The sequence below is a fragment of the Staphylococcus durrellii genome, from assembly GCF_015594545.1.
Classification (GTDB): domain Bacteria; phylum Bacillota; class Bacilli; order Staphylococcales; family Staphylococcaceae; genus Staphylococcus; species Staphylococcus durrellii.
In genome coordinates this window covers 17,532-40,429 of record NZ_JADIIO010000002.1, presented here as the reverse complement: position 1 = coordinate 40,429, position 22,898 = coordinate 17,532, and the positions used below count along the sequence as shown (strand labels likewise).

28 protein-coding genes are annotated in these 22,898 nt (G+C 27.9%); 12 read left to right on the top strand and 16 right to left on the bottom strand.

Annotation, left to right across the window (positions count from 1 at the left end):
* The first annotated feature begins 9 nt into the window (after positions 1 to 9).
* The 10 genes from ISP02_RS12625 to ISP02_RS12580 all read left to right on the top strand — a co-directional run bounded on the left by ISP02_RS12625 (position 10) and on the right by ISP02_RS12580 (position 9,699).
* Positions 10 to 378, top strand: a complete 369-nt coding sequence (locus tag ISP02_RS12625; RefSeq protein ID WP_195721921.1) for a hypothetical protein — start codon at positions 10 to 12, stop codon at positions 376 to 378.
* Between the two features lie 16 nt (positions 379 to 394).
* Positions 395 to 955 (top strand): hypothetical protein, encoded by a 561-nt coding sequence (locus tag ISP02_RS12620; RefSeq protein ID WP_195721920.1) that lies wholly within the window; start codon positions 395 to 397, stop codon positions 953 to 955.
* Positions 956 to 957: 2 nt separating this feature from the next.
* The gene (locus ISP02_RS12615) at positions 958 to 2,292 is read left to right on the top strand and encodes an ArdC-like ssDNA-binding domain-containing protein (protein ID WP_195721919.1); all 1,335 of its coding nucleotides are present in this window, start codon (positions 958 to 960) and stop codon (positions 2,290 to 2,292) included.
* 8 nt (positions 2,293 to 2,300) lie between these two features.
* The gene (locus tag ISP02_RS12610) at positions 2,301 to 2,987 is read left to right on the top strand and encodes a hypothetical protein (RefSeq protein ID WP_195721918.1); all 687 of its coding nucleotides are present in this window, start codon (positions 2,301 to 2,303) and stop codon (positions 2,985 to 2,987) included.
* A gap of 12 nt (positions 2,988 to 2,999) precedes the next feature.
* Positions 3,000 to 4,379: a hypothetical protein gene (locus tag ISP02_RS12605; RefSeq protein WP_195721917.1), complete on the top strand. Its 1,380-nt coding sequence runs from the start codon at positions 3,000 to 3,002 to the stop codon at positions 4,377 to 4,379.
* 44 nt (positions 4,380 to 4,423) lie between these two features.
* Positions 4,424 to 6,559, top strand: a complete 2,136-nt coding sequence (topB, locus tag ISP02_RS12600) for a type IA DNA topoisomerase (protein ID WP_195721916.1) — start codon at positions 4,424 to 4,426, stop codon at positions 6,557 to 6,559.
* A gap of 36 nt (positions 6,560 to 6,595) precedes the next feature.
* Positions 6,596 to 7,006 (top strand): hypothetical protein, encoded by a 411-nt coding sequence (locus tag ISP02_RS12595; protein WP_195721915.1) that lies wholly within the window; start codon positions 6,596 to 6,598, stop codon positions 7,004 to 7,006.
* Between the two features lie 97 nt (positions 7,007 to 7,103).
* A complete protein-coding gene (locus ISP02_RS12590) occupies positions 7,104 to 8,138 on the top strand; it encodes a DUF3991 and TOPRIM domain-containing protein (protein WP_195721914.1) in 1,035 nt (344 codons plus the stop codon).
* A 2-nt stretch (positions 8,139 to 8,140) separates the two neighbouring features.
* Positions 8,141 to 8,746 (top strand): restriction endonuclease, encoded by a 606-nt coding sequence (locus tag ISP02_RS12585; protein WP_195721913.1) that lies wholly within the window; start codon positions 8,141 to 8,143, stop codon positions 8,744 to 8,746.
* Positions 8,747 to 8,757: 11 nt separating this feature from the next.
* Positions 8,758 to 9,699: a hypothetical protein gene (locus ISP02_RS12580; protein ID WP_195721912.1), complete on the top strand. Its 942-nt coding sequence runs from the start codon at positions 8,758 to 8,760 to the stop codon at positions 9,697 to 9,699.
* Positions 9,700 to 9,748: 49 nt separating this feature from the next.
* Here the strand turns inward: ISP02_RS12580 and ISP02_RS12575 are convergent, their stop codons facing one another.
* The 8 genes from ISP02_RS12575 to ISP02_RS12545 all read right to left on the bottom strand — a co-directional run bounded on the left by ISP02_RS12575 (position 9,749) and on the right by ISP02_RS12545 (position 14,263).
* The gene (locus tag ISP02_RS12575) at positions 9,749 to 10,003 is read right to left on the bottom strand and encodes a hypothetical protein (protein WP_195721911.1); all 255 of its coding nucleotides are present in this window, start codon (positions 10,001 to 10,003) and stop codon (positions 9,749 to 9,751) included.
* Positions 10,004 to 10,408: 405 nt separating this feature from the next.
* Complete coding sequence (locus ISP02_RS12570) at positions 10,409 to 10,651, bottom strand: DUF4314 domain-containing protein (protein WP_195721910.1); 243 nt, start codon at positions 10,649 to 10,651, stop codon at positions 10,409 to 10,411.
* A 745-nt stretch (positions 10,652 to 11,396) separates the two neighbouring features.
* Entirely contained in the window at positions 11,397 to 11,612 is a 216-nt protein-coding gene (locus ISP02_RS12565; RefSeq protein WP_186330791.1) for a hypothetical protein, read from the bottom strand.
* Positions 11,613 to 11,634: 22 nt separating this feature from the next.
* Complete coding sequence (locus tag ISP02_RS12560) at positions 11,635 to 12,018, bottom strand: hypothetical protein (protein WP_186330792.1); 384 nt, start codon at positions 12,016 to 12,018, stop codon at positions 11,635 to 11,637.
* A 412-nt stretch (positions 12,019 to 12,430) separates the two neighbouring features.
* Positions 12,431 to 12,697 carry a hypothetical protein gene (locus tag ISP02_RS12555; RefSeq protein ID WP_186330793.1) on the bottom strand — a complete coding sequence of 89 codons (267 nt, stop codon included), beginning with the start codon at positions 12,695 to 12,697 and terminating at the stop codon, positions 12,431 to 12,433.
* 21 nt (positions 12,698 to 12,718) lie between these two features.
* Positions 12,719 to 12,850 carry a hypothetical protein gene (locus tag ISP02_RS13160; RefSeq protein WP_260979193.1) on the bottom strand — a complete coding sequence of 44 codons (132 nt, stop codon included), beginning with the start codon at positions 12,848 to 12,850 and terminating at the stop codon, positions 12,719 to 12,721.
* 1 nt (position 12,851) lies between these two features.
* On the bottom strand, positions 12,852 to 13,058 hold the full coding sequence (locus ISP02_RS12550) for a hypothetical protein (RefSeq protein ID WP_186330795.1): 207 nt from the start codon (positions 13,056 to 13,058) through the stop codon (positions 12,852 to 12,854).
* Between the two features lie 503 nt (positions 13,059 to 13,561).
* A complete protein-coding gene (locus ISP02_RS12545; RefSeq protein ID WP_195721909.1) occupies positions 13,562 to 14,263 on the bottom strand; it encodes a hypothetical protein in 702 nt (233 codons plus the stop codon).
* 348 nt (positions 14,264 to 14,611) lie between these two features.
* Between ISP02_RS12545 and ISP02_RS12540 the strand changes: the two genes are divergently transcribed.
* On the top strand, positions 14,612 to 15,118 hold the full coding sequence (locus tag ISP02_RS12540) for a YolD-like family protein (protein ID WP_235980554.1): 507 nt from the start codon (positions 14,612 to 14,614) through the stop codon (positions 15,116 to 15,118).
* Positions 15,119 to 15,138: 20 nt separating this feature from the next.
* Positions 15,139 to 15,894, top strand: coding sequence for a DUF5677 domain-containing protein (locus ISP02_RS12535; RefSeq protein WP_195721907.1), 756 nt, complete (start codon positions 15,139 to 15,141; stop codon positions 15,892 to 15,894).
* A 21-nt stretch (positions 15,895 to 15,915) separates the two neighbouring features.
* Here ISP02_RS12535 and ISP02_RS12530 read toward each other — a convergent pair whose 3' ends face one another.
* The 8 genes from ISP02_RS12530 to ISP02_RS12495 all read right to left on the bottom strand — a co-directional run bounded on the left by ISP02_RS12530 (position 15,916) and on the right by ISP02_RS12495 (position 22,831).
* Complete coding sequence (locus ISP02_RS12530) at positions 15,916 to 17,199, bottom strand: TcaA NTF2-like domain-containing protein (RefSeq protein ID WP_195721906.1); 1,284 nt, start codon at positions 17,197 to 17,199, stop codon at positions 15,916 to 15,918.
* A gap of 33 nt (positions 17,200 to 17,232) precedes the next feature.
* Positions 17,233 to 17,856 carry a hypothetical protein gene (locus ISP02_RS12525; RefSeq protein ID WP_195721905.1) on the bottom strand — a complete coding sequence of 208 codons (624 nt, stop codon included), beginning with the start codon at positions 17,854 to 17,856 and terminating at the stop codon, positions 17,233 to 17,235.
* Between the two features lie 69 nt (positions 17,857 to 17,925).
* On the bottom strand, positions 17,926 to 18,474 hold the full coding sequence (locus tag ISP02_RS12520) for a recombinase family protein (RefSeq protein ID WP_195721904.1): 549 nt from the start codon (positions 18,472 to 18,474) through the stop codon (positions 17,926 to 17,928).
* A gap of 67 nt (positions 18,475 to 18,541) precedes the next feature.
* Positions 18,542 to 19,480, bottom strand: a complete 939-nt coding sequence (locus ISP02_RS12515) for a hypothetical protein (protein ID WP_107554135.1) — start codon at positions 19,478 to 19,480, stop codon at positions 18,542 to 18,544.
* A 701-nt stretch (positions 19,481 to 20,181) separates the two neighbouring features.
* Complete coding sequence (locus ISP02_RS12510) at positions 20,182 to 20,595, bottom strand: hypothetical protein (protein WP_119555496.1); 414 nt, start codon at positions 20,593 to 20,595, stop codon at positions 20,182 to 20,184.
* Between the two features lie 19 nt (positions 20,596 to 20,614).
* The gene (locus ISP02_RS12505) at positions 20,615 to 20,866 is read right to left on the bottom strand and encodes a hypothetical protein (protein WP_119523259.1); all 252 of its coding nucleotides are present in this window, start codon (positions 20,864 to 20,866) and stop codon (positions 20,615 to 20,617) included.
* A 171-nt stretch (positions 20,867 to 21,037) separates the two neighbouring features.
* Positions 21,038 to 21,886: a toll/interleukin-1 receptor domain-containing protein gene (locus ISP02_RS13230; RefSeq protein WP_195721903.1), complete on the bottom strand. Its 849-nt coding sequence runs from the start codon at positions 21,884 to 21,886 to the stop codon at positions 21,038 to 21,040.
* 60 nt (positions 21,887 to 21,946) lie between these two features.
* On the bottom strand, positions 21,947 to 22,831 hold the full coding sequence (locus ISP02_RS12495; protein WP_195721902.1) for a DMT family transporter: 885 nt from the start codon (positions 22,829 to 22,831) through the stop codon (positions 21,947 to 21,949).
* Between the last annotated feature and the right edge of the window lie 67 nt (positions 22,832 to 22,898).

The following is a 22,898-nucleotide window of genomic DNA, read 5'->3' as shown; positions in this document are numbered from 1 at the left end:
GGTGATTATATGAATAGTTACAGAATAAGAGTAGATGAAAAAACATTAACACAACTAAAAGAACTAAAATCAATTAATAATAAAGACTCTTACTCGAATGTTATTGATTCATTAATTGATTATTACATGACTAATGAAAATATAGAAACTAATAATGAAAAAACTATCGAAGAAAAGATTGATAAAATTTTAAAAACTACTAACGATAATAATAAAATGCTTTCTATACTTGAAGAATTTTCTAATTCTGCAAGTAAGGATTTAGTAATAACAAACAACACAAGTTCTCAAACGCAACCAACAGATTGGTATAAAGAAGCTAGTGAAGAAGTAAAGAATAAAATCCAAATTAGACGTACAAAACATCTATCAAACTAAATTGAGGGGGAATATAATGGATAATTTTTTGAATAGATTAGAGGGTAGTGAACAAGCACAATTTGTAAGTATAGAAGGAAATCAATTAACTGTAGAAACTGAAGATACACAGTATATTTTTGAATTAACAGAAGCACAACTTGACCAATGCCATCAACAACTAGCAAATAAAAAAGATGCTACATTCACTATTAATGTACAAAAAGGAATTATAATATTTAACACAGAATTATCTATAGAAGAACAAGCTGAAATTGATAGTGTAGCAGATTACTATTTAGCGATAGAAAACCAACCGACAACAAAGTTAAAATGTGAAATTCAAGCTATATACGTTAGAGATAATTTATATTATGCAGATATTAAAACGGAAAACGGTGAAGAAAAAATAGTGTATTTAACACAGAATCACTTTAATATAATTCAAGATGCATTAGTAGAAGCAGAACAAAATAAAAGTGTTGATGAAGTCTATTTTTCTTATAGCCCTGAAATGCAAAAGATACTACTAAATGATTTAGAGGGCTACGATGAGGGGGATTTAGAAATAGGTAACCAACTAGCAGAGGAGGACTAATTGTGAAAAAACAAAGCATAGAATCATTCATAAAAGAAACATCACAACAAGCTCTTAATCAGTTGGACAACTATTTTGAATCGCCTGAAAACATTAATGAATATTTAAATTTTCAATCACAATTCTATAAATATTCTTCAAGAAATCAATTATTAATTGGTAATCAATATGAGGGCGCAACAGCCGTAGCACCTTATAAAAAGTGGCAAGAGCTAGGTTGTAATGTTAATAAAGGTGAAAAAGCTATAAAAATATTAGTACCACAAGAGCGTAAAACATTTATAAGGCACGATCAAGATAAAAAAGAAGTTGTTCCTATAAATAAAGCAACAAAAGAAGAAAAGGAAAAAATTAAAAATAACGAAATACCAGTTAATAAACAAGTAGCATTTGTTAAAGGAAATGTATTTGATGTTCAACAAACAAATTTGCCTAAAGAAGAATATCCTAAAGTGTATAAAGAATTATTAGGTGAAGTACCTAACTATGATGAAAAGATGAATAATTTAAAAGATATAGCAACTTCATTAGGTATTGAAACTAGGCAAAGTCAAGATAGTATGGAGGGCGCAAAGGGGTTTTATGGTGAATCACAACAAGGTGATAAAGTAATTCAATTAAATAAGAACAATGAGGAAAAACAAAATGTATCTACAATGGTGCATGAATTAGCACATGGAATAATGCACAACGGAGAAGTAAAGCAAACACAGGGTGATAAGCCAACTGAACATAAAGAATTTCAAGCTGAAATGACAGCTTTAATAGTTGGTAAGTATATGGGGTTAGAGAATGATGATAAGGCTATAGGCTATGTGCATGGGTACGCTAAAGACCTCAACAATGAAAGTAAACTAGATTTAATGAAGGACGTTCAAAAAACATCAAGCAGCTTAATCAAAGCTATTAATGGCGATGATGCACAAGAAATATACTTTGAAGCTAATAAAAACACAGAACGAGCATATATTAAGCCAGAAGAAGTTAAAAATAATTCAATGTTAAGAGAAGATCAATTATATACCTTACAAGACGCCAATTATCTATCGCAAGAAATGAATACAGTTATTAGCCCGAATTTTGTATTACATCAAAACAATGCTATTAACGTAATTCAATCGTTCGATTATAGTTATTCACCAAACCAAACGAATTTGAAACAAGATACACTATATGAACATATTAAAGACTATAGTGAAACAGAAAGTAGTTCAGTCGATAAAGCTGTTGATAAAGAACAGAATCAAGATAAAATTGCTCAACAACCAAATCTCAATATTGTTAAAGACAATGAAAATATATTTATACAAGATGATGATAATTCAATTGAAAGGTAGGAGATATTATGAATCAGAATGAACTAGGCCAAAAATATCAAACATATTTACTAAGAGATTTTTTTTCTAATAAAAACGAATTTTCTGTGCCACCACTAAATAATGAGGAAACTAAAGAGAAAGAGTATATTCAAAGCCAATTGAATGAGGGTGTTCAAAATGTAGTTGAAGAAAATGTTAAGCAAATTACAGACCCTTTTAAAAGTTTAGACAATTCAATCAAAGCAATAGAGAATATGGAAGAAATATTAAAAGATGAAAATGATTTAAGCGTTCTTGATGCTTCATATAGCCCATTAGAAGAAAGAATATATCAAGGATATGATAATACTAAGGAAGAATTTAATAATATTAACCATAAGTATCAAATTGCGACTATTGAAAACCAAACAGACTTCACCCAACCTGAAAGACAATGCTATGTAACAAGTATTTCAGATGGAAGTATTAACCTTGAAACTGAAGAAGCTAAATACACAGTAAGTATACCTCATCAAGACTATTTAGATATGTTAGAAAATCCAAACAAATATGATTTTACATTTGATAGACATTCAGAACAAATTTATTATCACGAGCCAAAAGATGAAGAAGAAAAAATCGTAGGCTATGAATCACAAGGGTTAGAGAACACGCCTCAATATAGAAAAAACAATATTATTGAAGAAGAAAATGGAAACGAAAATGAACGATAAGGAGAGGATATTATGGAAGTACCAATTTCTGAAATGTTAAAAGATAAGTATGGTATTGATATTGATAATAAAGATTTACATGAACTAATAGCCCAGCAAGTAGAACAAGAAGTTTTAAAACGTATACCTAAAACAGATAGGGAAAAAATGGGCGATAACGAACATTATAACAACTTACCAAATAATATTAGCCAAACTAAAAATGGGCTAAAAGGAATATTTAGTAAAGAAAAAATAGACTTACAAATTCAAGGTGTAAAACAATTTTTTGAAGATCATTCACTTACACCCGAAGCCATTAAAGAAAATGCTAAAGATTTCATAAATTGGAACACTGAAAATCCAACAATAGAAAAACTAGATAACACTTTTTCTAAAGTGCAAAGTATTTTTTTAAATGAAGAAAAGCAAATTAATACCATTGAACGTACAGATGAACCTAGTATTTCTGATAAGTTTGAGAACTTACAAGATTTAATGAATACAGCACATCAGACTATTAACGAATCAAACCAAATCCATCAGTTACGTGATTTCAACCAATCAAATAGATTAAGTGAAATAGATCAGCGACTAGATATATCGAATGAAAATAAGGATATATATAATATTGATGGTCTTAAACAAAATATAGATTATAGTGATAAATCACAAGTATTTGATATTTATAATTCTATGAAAGACACGCAAACAATGATTGACTATAGTAATCCTTACGAACGAAATCATAATACAAACAATCTTCAAATTGAACAATTTTCTTTAAGCACAATACAGGAAATTGAAAATCACGTACCAATGAAAGAATTGAATGAAAGTAGAATTAGTCATTTGAATAGCAATAAAACCATTCAATTACCTGAAACTGAACAATACAATAACTTTAGTACAGAAGTGAAAAAAATGGAGAATAATCTTCACCCACATGAAATCGATACGATTAGCCAAGCTCATAAAAATGAAAATGAAAGCAATGAAAAAATAAGCGAATCTTATAAACTACAAGAGAATCCTGTTTTCCAACAAATTAATGGTAAAACGACCGATAATGAAAACCAAGAGAATAAAAATACAAATTGTGAAATTGTAGATGTAAACAACAACCAAGTATTTCTAAATATTAACGAAGAAGTTTATTCTGTATCAGTAAATGACGAAGATTATAATAAAATTGAAACTAATCCAAATAATTACACTTTTACATTTGATGAAAATTCCAATAAATTAACTTATCAAGCAATTGAAAATGAAGATAAGCAAACAGAACAACAAGAAAATTTAAGTAAAGAAGTAGATAATACGCCCAGAAACGCCCCAGAAAACAGTAATTTATCGTCGCTAGAATCACAAATACCACCATTTATAGAAGAAAATGAAGCATTCGAAAGATAAAAAGCCTATAGGCTTATTTTTTTTAAAAGAAAAGAGGGGCATAAATGAAAGTTATATTTGCAGAAAAACCATCACAAGCTAGAGATTATGCACAAGCATTAGGAATTAAAAGTAAACATGATGGATATATAAAAGTTAAAGATAGCGATGTTATACAAAATGCTGTAATTACATGGGGCTTTGGACACCTAGTTAGTCTGAAATTACCTAAAGAATATAAATCACCAATAAATACATGGAAAATTGAAAATCTTCCTTTTAAACCTGAAAAGTTTGAATTTAAAATTGATAAAGATAAAAACAAACAATTCAAGATTGTTAAAGGGCTTTTCAAAGATGCAGATACACTAATTAATGCAACTGATATTGACCGAGAGGGAAGTAATATATTTTATTCTACGTTACAACAAACTGGAATTAAAAAAACAGAAATACAAAGATTATGGATAAACTCATTAGTATCTAGTGAAATAATTAAAGGCTTTAGAAATTTAAACAATAATTCAAAAGATTATATGATGTATCAAGAAGCCTATGCTAGACAAATAAGTGATTATCTAATTGGAATGAATTTAAGTCCACTATATTCAATTCTATTTCAAAAGCAAGGATATAAAGATACATTTTCTATAGGTAGAGTACAGACACCCACACTTTACTTAATCTATGAAAGACAACTAGAAATTGAAAGTTTTAAACCCGAAAAATTTTATGAAGTAATAGGGGAATTTAAAGCACATAACGGACAATACAAAGGGAAAGCTAAAATTAAAACAAAAGATGCGAAAGACATTTTTCTTCTTGAAGAACAGCATCATTTAAGTCAAAGCAAGCAAGGTAATATTACTTACTTAGAAACAATTAAAAAAAATCAAAAATCACCCAAATTACATTCGTTATCTACGTTACAATCATCAATAAATAAAAAATATAAATATAGTCCTGAAAAAACCAAAAAAATTGTACAAGTATTATATGAACGAAAAATTTTAAGTTATCCAAGAACAGATAGCAACTTAATTACAGAAGAAGAATTTAAATATTTAAAAACACATTTAGAAGAATTTAAATATTTATATAACTATAATTTTAAAACAAAAGAAGATTATTTATCTTCAAGGAAAAAATATGTAGATGGTAGCAAGGTACAAGAACATCATGCTATTATTCCAACGTCTAAAGTACCAAACAAAGAAGTCGTTGAGAATTTAAAAGAAGATGAAAAGAATGTCCTTAATGAAGTTATATCTACAACTTTAAGTATGTTTGCCGAAGATCACATTTACAATGAAACTAAAGTAGAAACTGATGTGAATGGTCTAATATTTTATTCTAATGGTAAGCAAGTAGTAGAGAATGGCTGGAAAGAGTTATTTAATATAAATATACAGAAAAAACAAGAAAATGATGATAAAGCAGAACATCTTCCACAACTTGAAAAAAATGAGAATGTACATGCTAATATAAAAACACAAGAGGGAACAACAACTCAACCTCCAAACTATACAGAAGGACAATTAATCCCGTTGATGAAAACATGTGGTAAAAACATTGATGACGATGAAAATTCAGAAATACTAAAAGATATACAAGGATTAGGAACAGAAGCCACAAGAGATAGTATTATTAAAACATTAAAAGATAGAAATTATATTATTATCAATAAAAACAAAGTCTATATAACAGATAAAGGTCGTCTACTTTGTGAAAGTATTAAAGGAAGTTTATTATCTAGTGCAACAATGACAGCAGAATGGGAAAAGAGATTAGTATTAATAGGACAAGGTGCAGCTACAATTGATAGCTTCATAGAAAATACAAGTAAGTTTATAGAAAAAGAATTACAAGAACATAATCAAAAATCAGAATATACTAACATTCAAGTACAAGCTGATAAATTAAATCAAGCTAAGCAAATAGGGAAATGTCCAAACTGTAATAAGGGAACACTTACAGATAAAGGCAAGGTCATCAAATGTAACGAATGTGAACAAATATTCTTTAAAAATTTCTTTAAGAAAAAACTGTCTGATAAACAGTTGAAAGCATTGATATCAAATGGGAAAACTTCTCAAAAACTAAAATTCAAAAGCAAAGCAGGAAAGCCATATGAGGCTTATTTAAAACTAGAAGATGATAAAGAAAAAGGGATTAAACGAATTGGTTTAAGTTTTAATTAGTGCTAAAATTATATAAAAAGTAGAGGTGCCTAAACTATGAGTGGAGTTATTTTAATTGTTTTTATAATAATAGGTAAAGTCATATACCATATAAATCATACAGGACATGTAAACAGAGCAAAAGAATTCGTTGAAAAGTATGAGAGAGTATTGGATAGAGATTTAGTGCTATATAATGTTAACCATATAATCAAAGATGAATCTGGTGAATTGAAATTTGTATTTAATAGTGATGTTTTCAGAGAAGTATACCCAGACAAATTAAAAATCGAAACAGATGAAAATAGAGAAGAAATTGATATAATGCATTCTTTAAGGCTTAGAAGTACGAATTTAAAAAATTTAAAAATCAAAGAATTAAGTAACATTTCTACTGACAGAATTAAAAATGATTCTACAATTACAATATCAGTGACTAAAGACTTTATAAACCAACATCTAATATAAGATAATTTGATACTTTATTGTTTTAACAAATAAAATTGAATAAAAAATTTTTAAGCAACTCTGTATATCAGGGTTGCTTTTTTAGGAGGTAATTATTATGTCAAAAAATCATAGAGTTTTTACAAGTGAAGATAAAGAGAAAGCACGCAACATGGATATAATGGAAATTGGAGAACAACATGGATTTAGTTTTGCAAAAGATGGGGCTAAATGGTATCACTGTAACGAACATGATTCAATGATTATAGACGCTAAAAACAATTCATTCCATTGGAACTCACAAAATATACATGGTAGTGGTGGAATATCATTTGCTACAGAAGTTCTTGATTATAAATTTCAAGATGCTATGAAAATGTTGGTAGATGGAAAATATAATGAACATGATGGAAGTAATCTTAAAGAAAATAAAAACACAGAATCTTTAAAATATAGTATTAATGATGAAAAACAGCCAAATAAAGTTAAATCCTATTTAGAAAAAGAAAGAGGGTTACACCCTAATTTAGTTGATTGGGGTATCAAAACAGGTGTTATTGGTCAAGACGAACGTAATAATGCAACATTTAAATGGTTAGATAATGATAATAATATTGTTGGTGTAGATAAAAGAGGTACTTCAACTAATAAATTCCAACAAATAGTACAGGGATCAAAAGAAAACTATGGTTTTCACATTGATGTATTACAAAATAAAAACAAACCAATAGAAAACTTTGTTATCACAGAATCTCCTATTGATGCTTTAAGCTATTATGAAGCACATAAAGGTATAGAACAAACAAGAGTAGCATCAATGTCAGGTGTTAAAGAAAATGTATTGATAGGGCATTTAAATGAGGTATATAAACATAATCGTAATAACTTTCCCAATGATGATATTAATGTGAATTTAACTTTTGCAGTAGATAGTGATGAAGCTGGCAAGCAATTTATAAGTAATTTTCTAGAAAAATATGAATACAAAGGGGAAATAAATATAGACTTACCACAAGACACAAAAGATTGGAACGAACAGCTAAAAAAGGATAAGGCGATAACTAATGGAGAAATAACATATGAAAAACCACAATCAACTAATCAAGCATCAAAAGTTATTGATAATGATAAAGATAGCGAAATGGAACGTTAAATATGGATAATAACTTATTGTTGAATATTATAATTCTAATACTTGTATTAGTTATCGCTTATAAAAGTTTGCCAGTCATAATAAACTTCTTTAAAAAGAAAAAGATTCAAAATCTATATCGAAAAGCTAGAATACGTGATGTAGATAAGATGGACGGTATCGAATTTGAATATTATTTAGAAGCACTATTTTCCAAATTGAAATATAAACCAACAGTAACTAAAGCATCACATGACTATGGTGCAGATTTAATACTAAAAAATGAAAATAAAAAAATAGTCGTACAAGCAAAAAGAAGTAACGGGAAAATTGGTATCAAAGCTGTACAAGAAATATATGCAGCTCAACGATATCATAATGCAGATGAAGCATGGATAGTAACAAATAGTTTTTATACTAAAAGTGCAATCGAATTAGGTAATGCTTGCTCAATAATAATGAAAGATAGAAACACATTATCAAAATGGATAATCAAAATTAACCCCGATTTTTCTAATAGTAATAATTGCCCTAAATGTAGCAATGAATTAGTGGTTAGAACAGGTAAAAACGGGCAGTTTTTAGGCTGTTCTAACTATCCAAATTGCAAATATACTAAAAATATATAAGAGGTGTGCATATGAACAGAGAAGAAATTGAGAAACATTTAAAAGAAGTTGAACCATTAGACAAGTTTTTGACAAATAGAGGTGTAGAAATATCAGATTTACATGCAGCAATGAATGATAAAGTAGATTATGTACCTGAATTTGATTATTATTACGATTCTAAAGAAAAACAAACTCAATTAGCATGGATTGATACTAACTATATACATGCGCCTGCTAGATCTGGAAATAATGGTCATAGTTGGTATAACCTTTTATTTTGGGGAGTTTATGGACTACCCCAAAATAAAGATGCTAATTTATCAACTATAAGATTCTATGATTTATTAACAAATTTAACCAAAATGAATTTCAAAGAGTTAAAAACATTATATGAAGATGGAAATAGTGGATTATCTTTATATGCCTTTAATAAATATATTAAAACAGGCGAAAGTCCAATATATATTGGGGTGAATGATGGTACACATAGAATTATATTAGCAAAAGTATTAGGTGTTAATTATGTAACTTCTAAAAAGGTTTATGTATATGAATATAATCCAGAAAAGCATAGAATATATGAAGATTTAAAAATCATTATTGAAAAACTACAGTCATTCTTAAAAACTAGCAAGGCATTTAACTTATCTGATGATGGAGAATTCATTAAAATAAATGCTAAAAGATTCACTTATATGGGAGTAATATTTGAAGATATTAATCCATATACTTTTAATAAAAATGCTAGTGAATATATTGAACACATCGCTATACTAAACAAGTATTATTCAATACTCAAAGAGATTGAAATAGACTATAACAAGCAAATTAATATCTATAAATATATTCCGAAAGGCATTTTAAATTTTATGGGATTAGCACACAAGGATATTTATTTAGAAGAAATCGAAGATAATAAAAAGCTATTATTAAAAAAGGTTAAAATATTAAAAGCCTTAGATTCAAAATAAACATATAAATTAAAAGCAGTGCAAATGATTGCTGCACTGCTTTAATTTATTATTTAAGTTTATCTTTTCTCATGAATTGCTTATTCTTCCAACTATTCAAATATTCTTCTTCAAGCATAATTGTTTTTAAACACTTTTTAACTTCTTTAATGGAATTTTCATGAATTGTACTTGCTTCTGTGGTTGTCGAAATGTAATCATCTTTTAAATTTAACCAACAACCGTCAATGTCTTTCCAAAATTCTTCTACATAAGGTCTATACTTTTGAGGTATATATTTTTCTACTGATAATTCTTTATACATAATAATCACTCCTGAAATTTTTCTTTTAGAAATTATTTATTTTTGCTGTGTTGTGAAGCCACTGCAACAAGCCGTTACGTTGATCTTGCAAGGGTTCAAGCAATAAAAGTTTTTAGACTGGCCGTATGGCCACAAATAAAAAGTTTTTTGCCCCTTGTAAGATTGAGTAGGCTTGTTAAAAGTACAATCTCTGATTGTACGTGTGAGCGTTTCAACACAAAAAAATAAATTCTAAAAAATGGAAATAAACGGAAAGTGAAGATTCACTTTCCCTCCATTTTGAATTTACTTTTAATGTGAATGTGATGTGCATTATGCACATCACATTCACTCCTTTGTTTCGGCATTGTTTTTGGCCGTTTTATGCCAAAAGCAATGCCCTCGTATTTTCGAGGGCATTAATTATCATACATATTCTTGTGATGAATATGGCGTTGATGCTATGAACCTATCTTCACCATACACTAAAGCCAATGTAGAACCGTTATCCCAATTAACATGTATTTGACCTATATCATCAACTTTAGTAATTGTACCTAAATCACCTTTTTTAAGTTTAGTAATATCATCAGTTATTTTAATTAATTCCACTCTTAAGCCCTTAACGTAATGGTTTTTCAATATTTCTATTTGCTTATTTTTATTCATTATAAAACCTCCATCAGTAAATTAATGATATTTAAAAACGTAAGGAATAGTAATAAAACAAACATTTTCTTATTGTAATTTTTCATTTTTACCCTCCTATGATATAATAGAAGAAAGGTAGTAGGGGGTGTGAGCCCCTACTTTAAGAACTAAAATATTTTTCCGAGAATCTGTAAGATTGCATAAGCTATGTTGAGGTATAGTAGTACCAAAGTAGCTTTTGTAATCTTATTTTTTTGTTCTTTTTCCTCTCTCTGTGTTCTTTTCACTTATATCACCTCCTTTTCTAATCCGATATTCAACCTTTTTGAGATAACTATTATTCAATAAATCATCTTAAACACTTCTGAAATTTTTCTTTTAGAAATTATTTATTTTTGCTGTGTTGTGAAGCCACTGCAACAAGCCGTTACGTTGATCTTGCAAGGGTTCAAGCAATAAAAGTTTTTAGACTGGCCGTATGGCCACAAATAAAAAGTTTTATTGCCCCTTGTAAGATTGAGTAGGCTTGTTAAAAGTACAATCTTTGATTGTACGTGTGAGCGTTTCAACACAAAAAAATAAATTCTAAAAATGGAAATAAAGGGAAAGTGAATCTTCACTTTCCCTCCATTTTGAATTTACTTAAAATGTGAATGTTATGTGTGTGCGTTATGCACATCACATTCACTCCTTTTGGTTCGGCTTTGTTTTGGCCGTCTTATGCCAAAAGCAAAGCCCCCGATTTTTCGAGGGCTAGTTTTAATTAAAAATTTTGATAATATTCTAATTGCTTATTAAACAATTCTTCATCTAAGAAATTATGAATCTGCTTACTATTAATAAAATAATCTGCCATATTGCTTAAATATTCTTCATCTTCAATACCAGTTTCAAAACAAAATACAGCTTTTAGAGTTTCCATATATTCCATTTTCTTCATTTCTGCTACTAAGTCTTTGTAATTTTGAGATTGTTCCATCTTAAATGACCTCCTAGTAAGTTTAATATTTTGCCTGATTTTTATTAAATGTATCTTGTAATTCATCTACGTCAACATCAGTCATAATTAAATCATCAAAGTTAAGGTATTCTGTCATTAACGCAATATCATTCCAACTATCAAAATAATCGTATTCTATATAATTATCATATAGATGTGACAATTCCCTAATTAATCTATTATTCTTTAAATCTAAAGAAACTTGGATTTCAAATTCTTCATCATCACCTTTTGTAGTATATGCCAAATCACATTTTAAATTAGAATCAAATACTTCTTCATCTTCATTGTAATCACGTTCAAATTCTATCATTTCGTATTCTTTAATATCCTTACAAATTTTCAAGTAACTTTCTGACGCTTTTAAATTTTCTATATTAATCATATTAACTCCTCCTGAAATTTTTCTTTTAGAAATTATTTATTTTTGCTGTGTTGTGAAGCCACTGCAACAAGCCGTTACGTTGATCTTGCAAGGGTTCAAGCAATAAAAGTTTTTAGACTGGCCGTATGGCCACAAATAAAAAGTTTTTTGCCCCTTGTAAGATTGAGTAGGCTTGTTAAAAGTACAATCTTTGATTGTACGTGTGAGCGTTTCAACACAAAAAAATAAATTCAAAAAAAATGGAAATAAAGAGAAAGTGAATCTTCACTTTCCCTCCATTTTGAATTTAGTTTTAATGTGAATGTGATGTGTGTGCGTTATGCACATCACATTCACTCCTTTTGTTTCGGCTTTGTTTTTGGCTGTTTTATGCCAAAAGCAAAGCCCCCGATTTTTTCGAGGGCTTTAATTATTACCATTCTATATATAATGTTAATTGTGGAACGCCTTGACTTACTCTATCTCTTGCAAAACTATAACCTTTATCACTGAAATACTTTTTAATCTGATTACTTATATCTTCATATCGTAGATCATTATCATACCAGAATATTGTTGCTCTTTTACCTGCATCATTTGCCTTCAATATTTCTTTATATTGTCTTTCTATTGCTTTTTCAAATCGCTCTTTTGCTTTTATATTACTATCTCTTAACTGGTCTGCATTTTTAATTTCCATTTAATCACTCCTGAATTTTTTTTATTCCCAATCGTTAAACATAAAACCTACTTCTTCATTAGAATTCATATCATTAATAGTGTAATAATCATTAAGGTTTTTCACTTCAATCAAATTCCCATCATACTCTACAAGTTCATTTATTTTTAACATATTAATTAACTCCTTTTGAAATATCTTGATATTTATTAATATTATTAATTATTAATCGACTTAAATCTCTAACGTAGATACATTCAATGTTGTGTGTATCGGGAATTTGTATTCCACTGTTACCATATCTAATTGTTTTTTTAGTTTCATTTATTTCTATCCAGTCATACTGAACGCCTGTATTATCATAATCATAATAAATACTCATTTTGACCACTCCTTAATAAAAGAATTTAATATTTCAAATGTTAAACTAGCGAAGTATACCAATATAAATAAAATGATAATTACAAGAATCATATTAATCCCTCCTGAAAATTTTCTTTTAGAAATTATTTATTTTTGCTGTGTTGTGAAGCCACTGCAACAAGCCGTTACGTTGATCTTGCAAGGGTTCAAGCAATAAAAGTTTTTAGACTGGCCGTATGGCCATAAATAAAAAGTTTTTTGCCCCTTGCAAGATTGAGTAGGCTTGTTAAAAGTACAATCTTTGATTGTACGTGTGAGCGTTTCAACACAAAAAAATAAATTCTAAAAAATAGAAATAAAGGGAAAGTGAATCCTCACTTTCCCTCCATTTTTGAATTTAGTTTTAATGTGAATGTGATGTGTGTGCGTTATGCACATCACATTCACTCCTTTTGTTTCGGCTTTGTTTTTGGCCGCTTTATGCCAAAAGCAAAGCCCCCGATTTTTTCGAGGGCTTTGATATTAGTATTCATTAACAATGATCTCATTATCACAGAAATAAAACTCGTTGTTATAGACTTCTTGTAACTTATATAAAGTTTCGACTTTATCATTTAAGACCTCGTTCAATTCATCTACAAATCGGATTAAGTTTTTAAGGTAATTAGTCTTTTCAAACAACAATTCTTCTGTGGAATGTTCTTGATATATTCTACTCATTTCAGAAGTTAAAATACACTCAACTAGTTTTTCAACATTGCATGTATATTCTTTTAAAACAATTGGTTTCTCATCTTGCTTATTCCACAATATCTCAATAGATGGTATAAGATTTTTAGTTTTATCTTTATTCTTTTTATATTTATCTAAACCATTTTTAAAAATATAGTTAATGATAACTTGTTCATCTTCTTCTAAAACTTCGATTTTTTCAAAAGATAGTTTTTCTTGAGTAACTTCATTATATGTTTTTAGATAATCTTTTAATTCAGAATCATTTTCATCAATAGTTGGATATATATCATAAAATTTTGCTAAATAACCAAAATTTACCATATGATATTTTAATCTTTCATCTAAGCAATAATGTTCTTCTGCTGACTCTATTACTCTTGTAGTATAACGATTGTAAAATTCATCTAACTCAATTGTTTCATAAATTCCAACAACTTCCTTGTATTCATTTTCAAAAACGTACAATTCAATTCTATCTTCTACTGTCATTTTAATGACCCCCTGAAATTTTATCTTTTAGAAATTATTTATTTTTGCTGTGTTGTGAAGCCACTGCAACAAGCCGTTACGTTGATCTTGCAAGGGTTCAAGCAATAAAAGTTTTTAGACTGGCCGTATGGCCACAAATAAAAAGTTTTTTGCCCCTTGCAAGATTGAGTAGGCTTGTTAAAAGTACAATCTCTGATTGTACGTGTGAGCGTTTCAACACAAAAAAATAAATTCTAAAAAATGGAAATAAAGGGAAAGTGAATCCTCACTTTCCCTCCATTTTGAATTTAGTTTTAATGTGAGTGTATGTGCGCATTACGCACATACACTCACCCATTTTTGTTTTCGATGCAAATGAGAGGTTCTCACAGCGTCCTATTTCAAATATATGATATTGCTTATAACGAACACATGTTCTATAATGGTTTTGAGGTGCTTTTAATGAAAATAATTAACCCTGATATGCCAGACACATATAAATATGAAACTGATTATAGAAAGATACCTAGAGAATATCTTAATCCTCGAATCCCACAAGGTAGAGGAATTAAAAAATGGCAACCGTTTAAGAGTTTACCAATTCAATACGAAATGCTAGAGCAATATGTAGAAGATCAAAATAAAATAGAAATGCCTTTACTATCACAAGAACAATTGGAAATTATTAATGATATAATTAATGAGAAGATAGCTACTAATTCATTTTGCACAATTAATTACTGGAAGAATGGATATATGAGGATTGGGTCAGGTTTTATTAAGAAAGTAGATACTATTAATGAATTGATCACTTTGATTAATGAGCAAGGTGATATAGAAAATATAGATTTTTCTGTGGTTTGTAATGTAATATAAAATAGAGGTGGAAATTTATAATGTTTATTGTGACTGCATCAGAATTCAAAGAAAGAATAAATATTGTTGCAGACGTAATGTCAGAACAGACTAGTTTAAAAGATATTGATTTAGCCAATTACAATTTATTATTAGAAGTTAGTGAATTATATGAATCTATTGAACTTTTAATTAATAATCAACATAATACTACTTTACCTGCTTTAGCTAGAATTTTATTTGAACGATATATATATATAATGTTTTTAAACAAAAGTAAAAACTATGCTAATGATAGAGCAAAAAAATATTTAGACTATACGGAATATGAAATTCAAAAATATCATGAATTCGTTTATCATAATGATACTAAAGAAACTTCATATTCAGATATAAGAAATTATATAGGTATTAATCAAAACGACAATGAATTTTCGCAAGCATTTAATATGAATAATTTAACGATGAAAAAAGATAAATTCAGAAATGGTTTCACTAATATTAATAATAAAAATTTTAAATGGTATTCACAAACTGATGAATATGAAACAGATGATAAGGGGAATAACGTACCAATCGAATTATATAATTTTAAAGATTTATGCTACCATTTAGGCTTTCCTGTATATTATCATATATGTTATAAGAACTTTTCATCTAATATACATGGATCAGCTTCGTTAAGAAGTGTTATTGAAGATAGTTTATATGAAAAACCAAATAATACTCCTAATGTAGATTTATCAATAAGTATTGTTGCATTTGTTATAAATAGACTTAGTGGTATGTTCCAATAAAAAAAGGGGTTTCCCCCTTTTTTATATATCCTTATAATTTGTTATCTTGAATTTACTATCAGTAACCTCTAACAAATATTTAGAAGTTACTTTTTCCTTACTAACTTCTTTTGTTAAGATAACTTGAACATTTTCATTATTTTTCTTAACACTTTGAAATTCTAAATTACTGTATTTATTTTTTGCATTTGAGGTAACCATTTTTTTCATATGTTTTGATACTTTAGTATCTTCTTTTATATGTTCACTAATGTATTTATAATTAGATTTTTTATATGCCATATTTAATCCTTTAGTATATTCTTTCATAAAATCTTTTGCTTTAGATTCTATTTTTTTATTTTCCAATTTATACTTATTTATCTTATCTTGATTAAATCTTAAATTTAATTCTTGTGGACTTTGATATTTATTTCTTTTCACTTCTACATCATTACTTTTAAAATTTTCTCCGTCTATTTCCCCTATTGCATATACATTCAACTCATTGGCATTATAGTAATTACCATAAATTTTATTTTTCTCGTAATCTTGTTCTTTATCATTAATCATAATTTTTATAGTCCTATCATCTAAATCATCACTATTTTTCAAGTTGATTTTGAAACTAGACTGATTGAAATCTTGCATGGCAACTACATTATTATTTTTGTTAGTTACCTCTGTATTAAACTCTAGTTTTCCATTACTTGCACCTGTTAATTCTGTATCTTCAATTTTCTTTTTAGTATCCATACTATATTTACCAGTGAAAAATTCTCCAATACTCGAAAAACCATTTCTATCTGATGCAACATGACGCTTTTTATCATTTTTATAATCATATATCCCAGTATTATTGTTTTCTTTCACATAAACATTAGTATACTTTGGCTTAAAAAGAACTTTATCTATAAATAAAAATTTCTTCCCATTTTTTTTAACATCTATTATACTTCGATTATTATTATCTGTTATTGATCCTAACTTCAAATCATAATTATTATTATCTTTTATATTATCTTCGATTACTTTTATTTCTTTATCAAATTTCTTTTTATTTTCAGGTTCATTTATATATTTTGCAAATGCCTTTGCTTCCATATTTGATAAATCACGTTCACCACTAGATAAATAAGCAGTAAGCTTTTTATAGTCTTTATCATGTGCTGCATTTTTAAAATCCTCAATCTGTCCTTGTGCATTTGTTTGACTTAAAATGAAATAGACTAGCAATCCCACTATAAGTAAGACACTTAAAATAGAAGAAATGATTATGTATTTCTTCTTTATATTTTTTGTATTATTATCTTCGTTATTAGTCATATAAATGTCCTTTTTAAATATTATATTAAATTATTAGTTTTCTTCATCTTTACTAAACCAACCTGAAATTTCATTTTTAATATCATCTAGCTTACTATTAACTTTATTTAGTTCCTCTTTTACTTTACTATCATCACCATTTTGCTTAGCTGTATTTGCTTCATCTAGCTGATTTACAGTATCTTGGTAATCATTTGCTACTTTTTCTGTTTTTTCATTACTAGCATTTTGCTTTAAACTATTCACTTCATCTTTTAAACTCTGTAAAGTTGATTGAGTATCTTCATTTGAATTTTCTATACTAGATTTTGTATCTTCAATTTTGCTTTGAATATCATCGTCTTTTTGTTGTACATACTGTTCATTGTTTGGTTGTTGTTGTTGTTGCTGCTGTGATGGACTATCTGATACATTTGCTTGCTCTGTATTATTATTATTACTACAAGATTTAAAAGCAAATACCATTGCAACTATTAATAAAACTACAACAAGGAATGATAGTCCTCTTTTACTACGTTTATTTTTTCTGTTTTCCTCATATAATTCTTGTTCTCGTCTATAATCTCTCTCATTATAATATGACCTTTTACGTTCTTCTTCTTCAAGATAAGCCTGTCTTTTCTCTTCCTCGTAATTTTCTCTATCACTTCTATTCATAACAAATCCTCCTTTACACATGTGTAAAATACATTTGTCTAAATTACACATGTGTATTTACTTTTCGCACTATTCTTTTATAATGCGATATACAGTAGTCCTACTGACACCTGTTTTTTCAGCGATTTCTGCACCAGTAAGTTTTTGTTCATCATATAAAAACTTGATTTCTCGTCTTTTATAATCTGGCAATGAAGGACGGCCACCTTTTCTCCCTCTTGCTCTTGCAGCTTCCAACCCTTTTTTCGTACGTTCACTTAATAAGTTAGCTTCAAGTTCAGCGAATGCACTCATCATGGTAAAGAACATCTTGCCCATCGCATCTTTAGTCGATACGTTCATATCTATAATATGTAGATCAATGCTGTTTTCATCTAACCATTGTGATAATTCAATTAATTGTTTCGTTGTACGTCCAAGACGGTCTAGTTTATAGATAACTAGGATATCTCCTTCACGTAAATAATCTAAACACTTATCAAGTTCCGTTCTTTTAGTTTTACGACCACTCGCTTTCTCGCTAAAGATACGTTCACAACCATATTCCTCAAGTGTATCAATCTGTCCATCAAGACTTTGATCTTGTGTTGATACACGTGCATAACCAATTTTAGCCATATCTATAACCTCGTTTATCAATCTTGATTTACTAAACTATTAAAAATATATCGTTTTATTTCACTCCTTAAGATTTGTAATCATTAAAATAACAAAGACAAGCGCCAACTAGAGAATCAATCATAAATATCTCATTCTCTCCAATTTTAGATAGTTCTTTACCATGAAAAAATGTTGATATACTTATTTCGTTCTTTAATTGGTCATTAATACTTATTTGTTTAACATCACTTGTGTATATAGATGAATATTCATCATCAATTTCAACTAATAATACATTTAAAATGTATGCAAATGTTTCTTCATCTATATTTAAATTATTGCGTAATATAAATTGATAGATTCTATCCAACAGTACACAAATAAATTGATGTTCTTCATTTTTTTCATAATATTCATTTTCTTTAGTATAGAAGAAAATAGCTTGCATATATTTCTTTTGCATATTAATTGATCGCTCTTTCATACGTTCATTATCAATATTTACTTTAAATTCTCTTACTTTAGTTGCATGTGAAGTATCAATTTCAAATTCCGAAAAAGAATAACTATTGTTGCGATGAAAATATATTTTTGATTTTTCTGAATTATGATTTATTAATATTTGAACGAAATCAGATGTTGCTGTTTCTGAACTTATTATACCTTCTGTTTCTTTAAATAGTTGTAAATTTATTTTATTAGAAGCAATAAGCCAAAAATCATTAATTTCACAAATCAGTGTTTCAATACTGTTAAAATCCTCATTTAATTGCTTTTTAATTAGATTACAGCACTTAAGAAGTGCTTCATTTGCGTCAGAAAAATAATTACCATGAAGTTCTTCTGGACTGTAATTAATAGATAACACTTCATTTGCGATAAAATTTATAACAAGTTGATATGCTTCTTCATTTATAAAAGGCTCATTATTATTTTTATGATTTTCTTGTAAAGCCTTATATTCCTTTTCAAACCATTGGTTTACTCTAACTGTTTCAATTACTTCCTCTAGTCTTTTACTCATATTACCTCTCCTTAAATATCAATTTTTTTATTAAACTATTTAAAATTTTTCTCAAAGCAAATGAAAGACAATGATTTTGTAACTTTTCTCGTGAATCATAGTAATATTGTAACATTGATTATGTTACAAGTATTGGTTTTCATAGACAAAAAAATATTGAAGTTAATATTTCCTTGTTTTTTATAAGTTTGAGAGGTATTTGGCAAAAATTTTACTTGTTAAATTGCAGACGTGCAAAATTTGTAACAAAAAGGTTCGTTAATGGTTTTTAATATTTTATCAATTTATTTAAATTCTTTGGTTTTTTGTTGCATTTAAAATGGATCTTCCAGTAACAAACAGATAATAAAAGTAATAAAACCAATAAATCCAATAGTCAACATGGGTAATAGTGATGTGCTTAGTATGTGAAATGATTCAATAAATGAATCTGATCCTGTTTTTGATTTAATAATATACGAACCACTAATTAAACATAAAAGAATGGCTATTATTCCAAAAACTAAAGACGGTATTAAATTCTGTTTTATTTTATGAATTTGTTCTACTATTATTTCATTCCTTATATTTTTCATTGGTATACACCCTCTATTGTTATTTTGTACAAATTTCTTCGTTATTGGTTTTAGTAATGTTACTAAATTACTTTTCCATTATTACTATTATTTTCATTATATTTACTCCTTATTTAGTCAAATAAATTATTTTAAATAGTTTTTTCTAAAATACTCAAATGTATATATATTAAAACATGACTTTACTTCTGTTGCAGAAAATTCACTACTACTAAAATTAATTACCATATTGTATGTTTCTAAATAACCTTTCGCTTGTCTAAATGAATCTACACTAGGATTTGTCATAACTCTTTTAAATATGAAAGGTATTATAGTTGACGCATATTCTTCATGAGGTATAGATAATTCATATAATTTTGATAATCTCCATATTTTTTTTAATGAATTAGTCCTTTTATAAGCTTTATATAAGAGCTTGTTGCGTGGTTTAGAACTCTTTTCACATAGATTATTAAACTCTACTTTCGTTAATTCTGTTAGTGAATCAAGTAATAAATTTTTTCTATCATTTCCAATTTGAGCTTCTTTATTATTCATTTTTCTCCTCCAGATGTTATTAATTATCTTCATCACCAAAAATTTTAAATACCAATTTGTGTAAAACTATTCTAATAAGAAAAAAGATGAATAATATTACTACAAATATACTGATTGAAAAACTAAGTGCTAAAAACTCATTATCAGTTTTAGAAATGACCATTTCTTCTATGTTAGATTTGTTACCCCATACAACCATACTAAATATAACAAATAACACTATATCTTTAACTACATTCATTGCATTGACTATTTGATTGTCTGTTCTCATTTTATTCCACCTCTTATTCAGCTATAACTGTTCGTTATTGGAAATTAATTTCTAATACTTTTTTCATTAGGAATACGCCCACGATATTTTTTACTTTTGTTACACCCTAATCATGTAATTAAAACCTTAAAAAAACCACTTTGCCTACTGACTGATTAAGGCTTACTCTAATCATACATAAAACACCTTATTATTTAACAAGTTTTCTAATGCTTCTGTTATTTCTTCTGTATCCACTTCAGAACTTAAAGCTTGTATATCAGATAATTTATAACTATGTTTCTGTATTTCATCTTTATTTATATCATGCCATATAGGTAAAATGATGGAGGAATCTACCACAGTAGAATCTTTTTGGAATATACTATCAAGTTCGTAATTAGTCCAATAACTATTCAAAAATTTCTTAGAAATTACAATTATACAAAATCTGGAATTTCTAATTCCTTTATCGATACTTTGCCTAATACTATTACCCCAGTTAATGTTATCTTCATCATACCAAGCATCAATACCTCTATTTCTCAAAGACTCTATTAAATCATTAACAAAACTTTCTTTGTCACTCGAGGAATGAGAAATAAACACATCATGATTTTTACTTTCAAATTTCTCTTTATTAATATATTTAATATCCTCTTCTATCTCTTCAATTTTTAGAGTGGTAGATTGGCTATATAACTGACTCGCCATTTGCTCTACTTTCTTACTTCCTTCTCTTCTTAAATTTGATAGTTTTACTCTTTGTTTACTTAACGTTTTTAATTCACTAGATTTTCTTTTCAATAAATTACTTTTATTATATTTAGTCTTTTCAAGAGAACTAGTTATACTATTTTCTTTCCTCTTACAAGATTTAAATGAGGTTGAAGTTTTTGCGTTAGATAATTTCTTTTGTATTTTTGCTAGTTCTTTATATAACTTACTTTCGCTTTCTTCTTCCTTTTTTAATTTTTTATCAATATTTTCAATATTACTTTCTAGCTTCCTTATTTTACTGGTTAAAATTGTTTCATTCACCTTATATCATCCTCATTTCAAGTATAATTATACCACAAAAAGAACGTATGTTCTCCATTTTTAAATACTTTCATTTGAATAATTAGAAGTTATGGTTACGCCTATTAAAGTAATAATACCACCTATAATGGCTACTATACTGGGAACTTCTCCAAGCAATAAATATGCCAGAATGAGAGAAACTGCTGGTGTTAAATAGAGAGACATTGTCGCATCAGACACACCTACCTTATGTATTGTATATGCTAAAGCAATGTATGGGATTACAGTTGGAAATGCACCTAAATATATAACTGATACTATTGAAGTAGCACTCGCATTTTGAAGGTCAGAAAATGCGCCCGGTAAGAATATTAAAGTAAATAATGCACCAGCAATAATAGTATATATAGTAAATGGAATAAAACCATACTTTTTTAAATAGTTAGCTTGAAATGCAAAATAGATACTTTCTCCAATCGAAGCTACTAACACTAATACTACGCCGATTATCATCGCGTGAAATTGTTCTCCGTTACCTAACGATATTAAAGCAACGCCTAGAAATGCAATGATAGATCCAATCCAAGCTATTTTCGAGAATTTTTCTCTTAAGAAATATGTAGCTAAAAGTGCTGCAAATATCGGTGTTGTTGATACAATTAAACTCGCAATTCCAGCACTTACATAATATTCTCCAAAACTTAGTGCAGTATGATATACAGTGAATCCACAAAACCCTAAAATAAATATAAGAGGCACGTCTTTAAGTTCCGGTAATGAGACTTTTTTTATTACTGCAATAATCAAAAGGATGAAACAAGCAATCATTAATCTTAAAGCAGATAAATTCTCTGCTTTGAAATCATTTAATGCTATTTTGATCATTGGAAATGCAGAAGCCCATAAAAATATTGTAAGTATAAAAGCAAAACACACTTTTATCTTTGTTTGATTATATTTCATCTCTGAACACCTACCTGTAATTTGATATATGTTCAGAATACGAAATTAACGTTACACTAAGTACAAC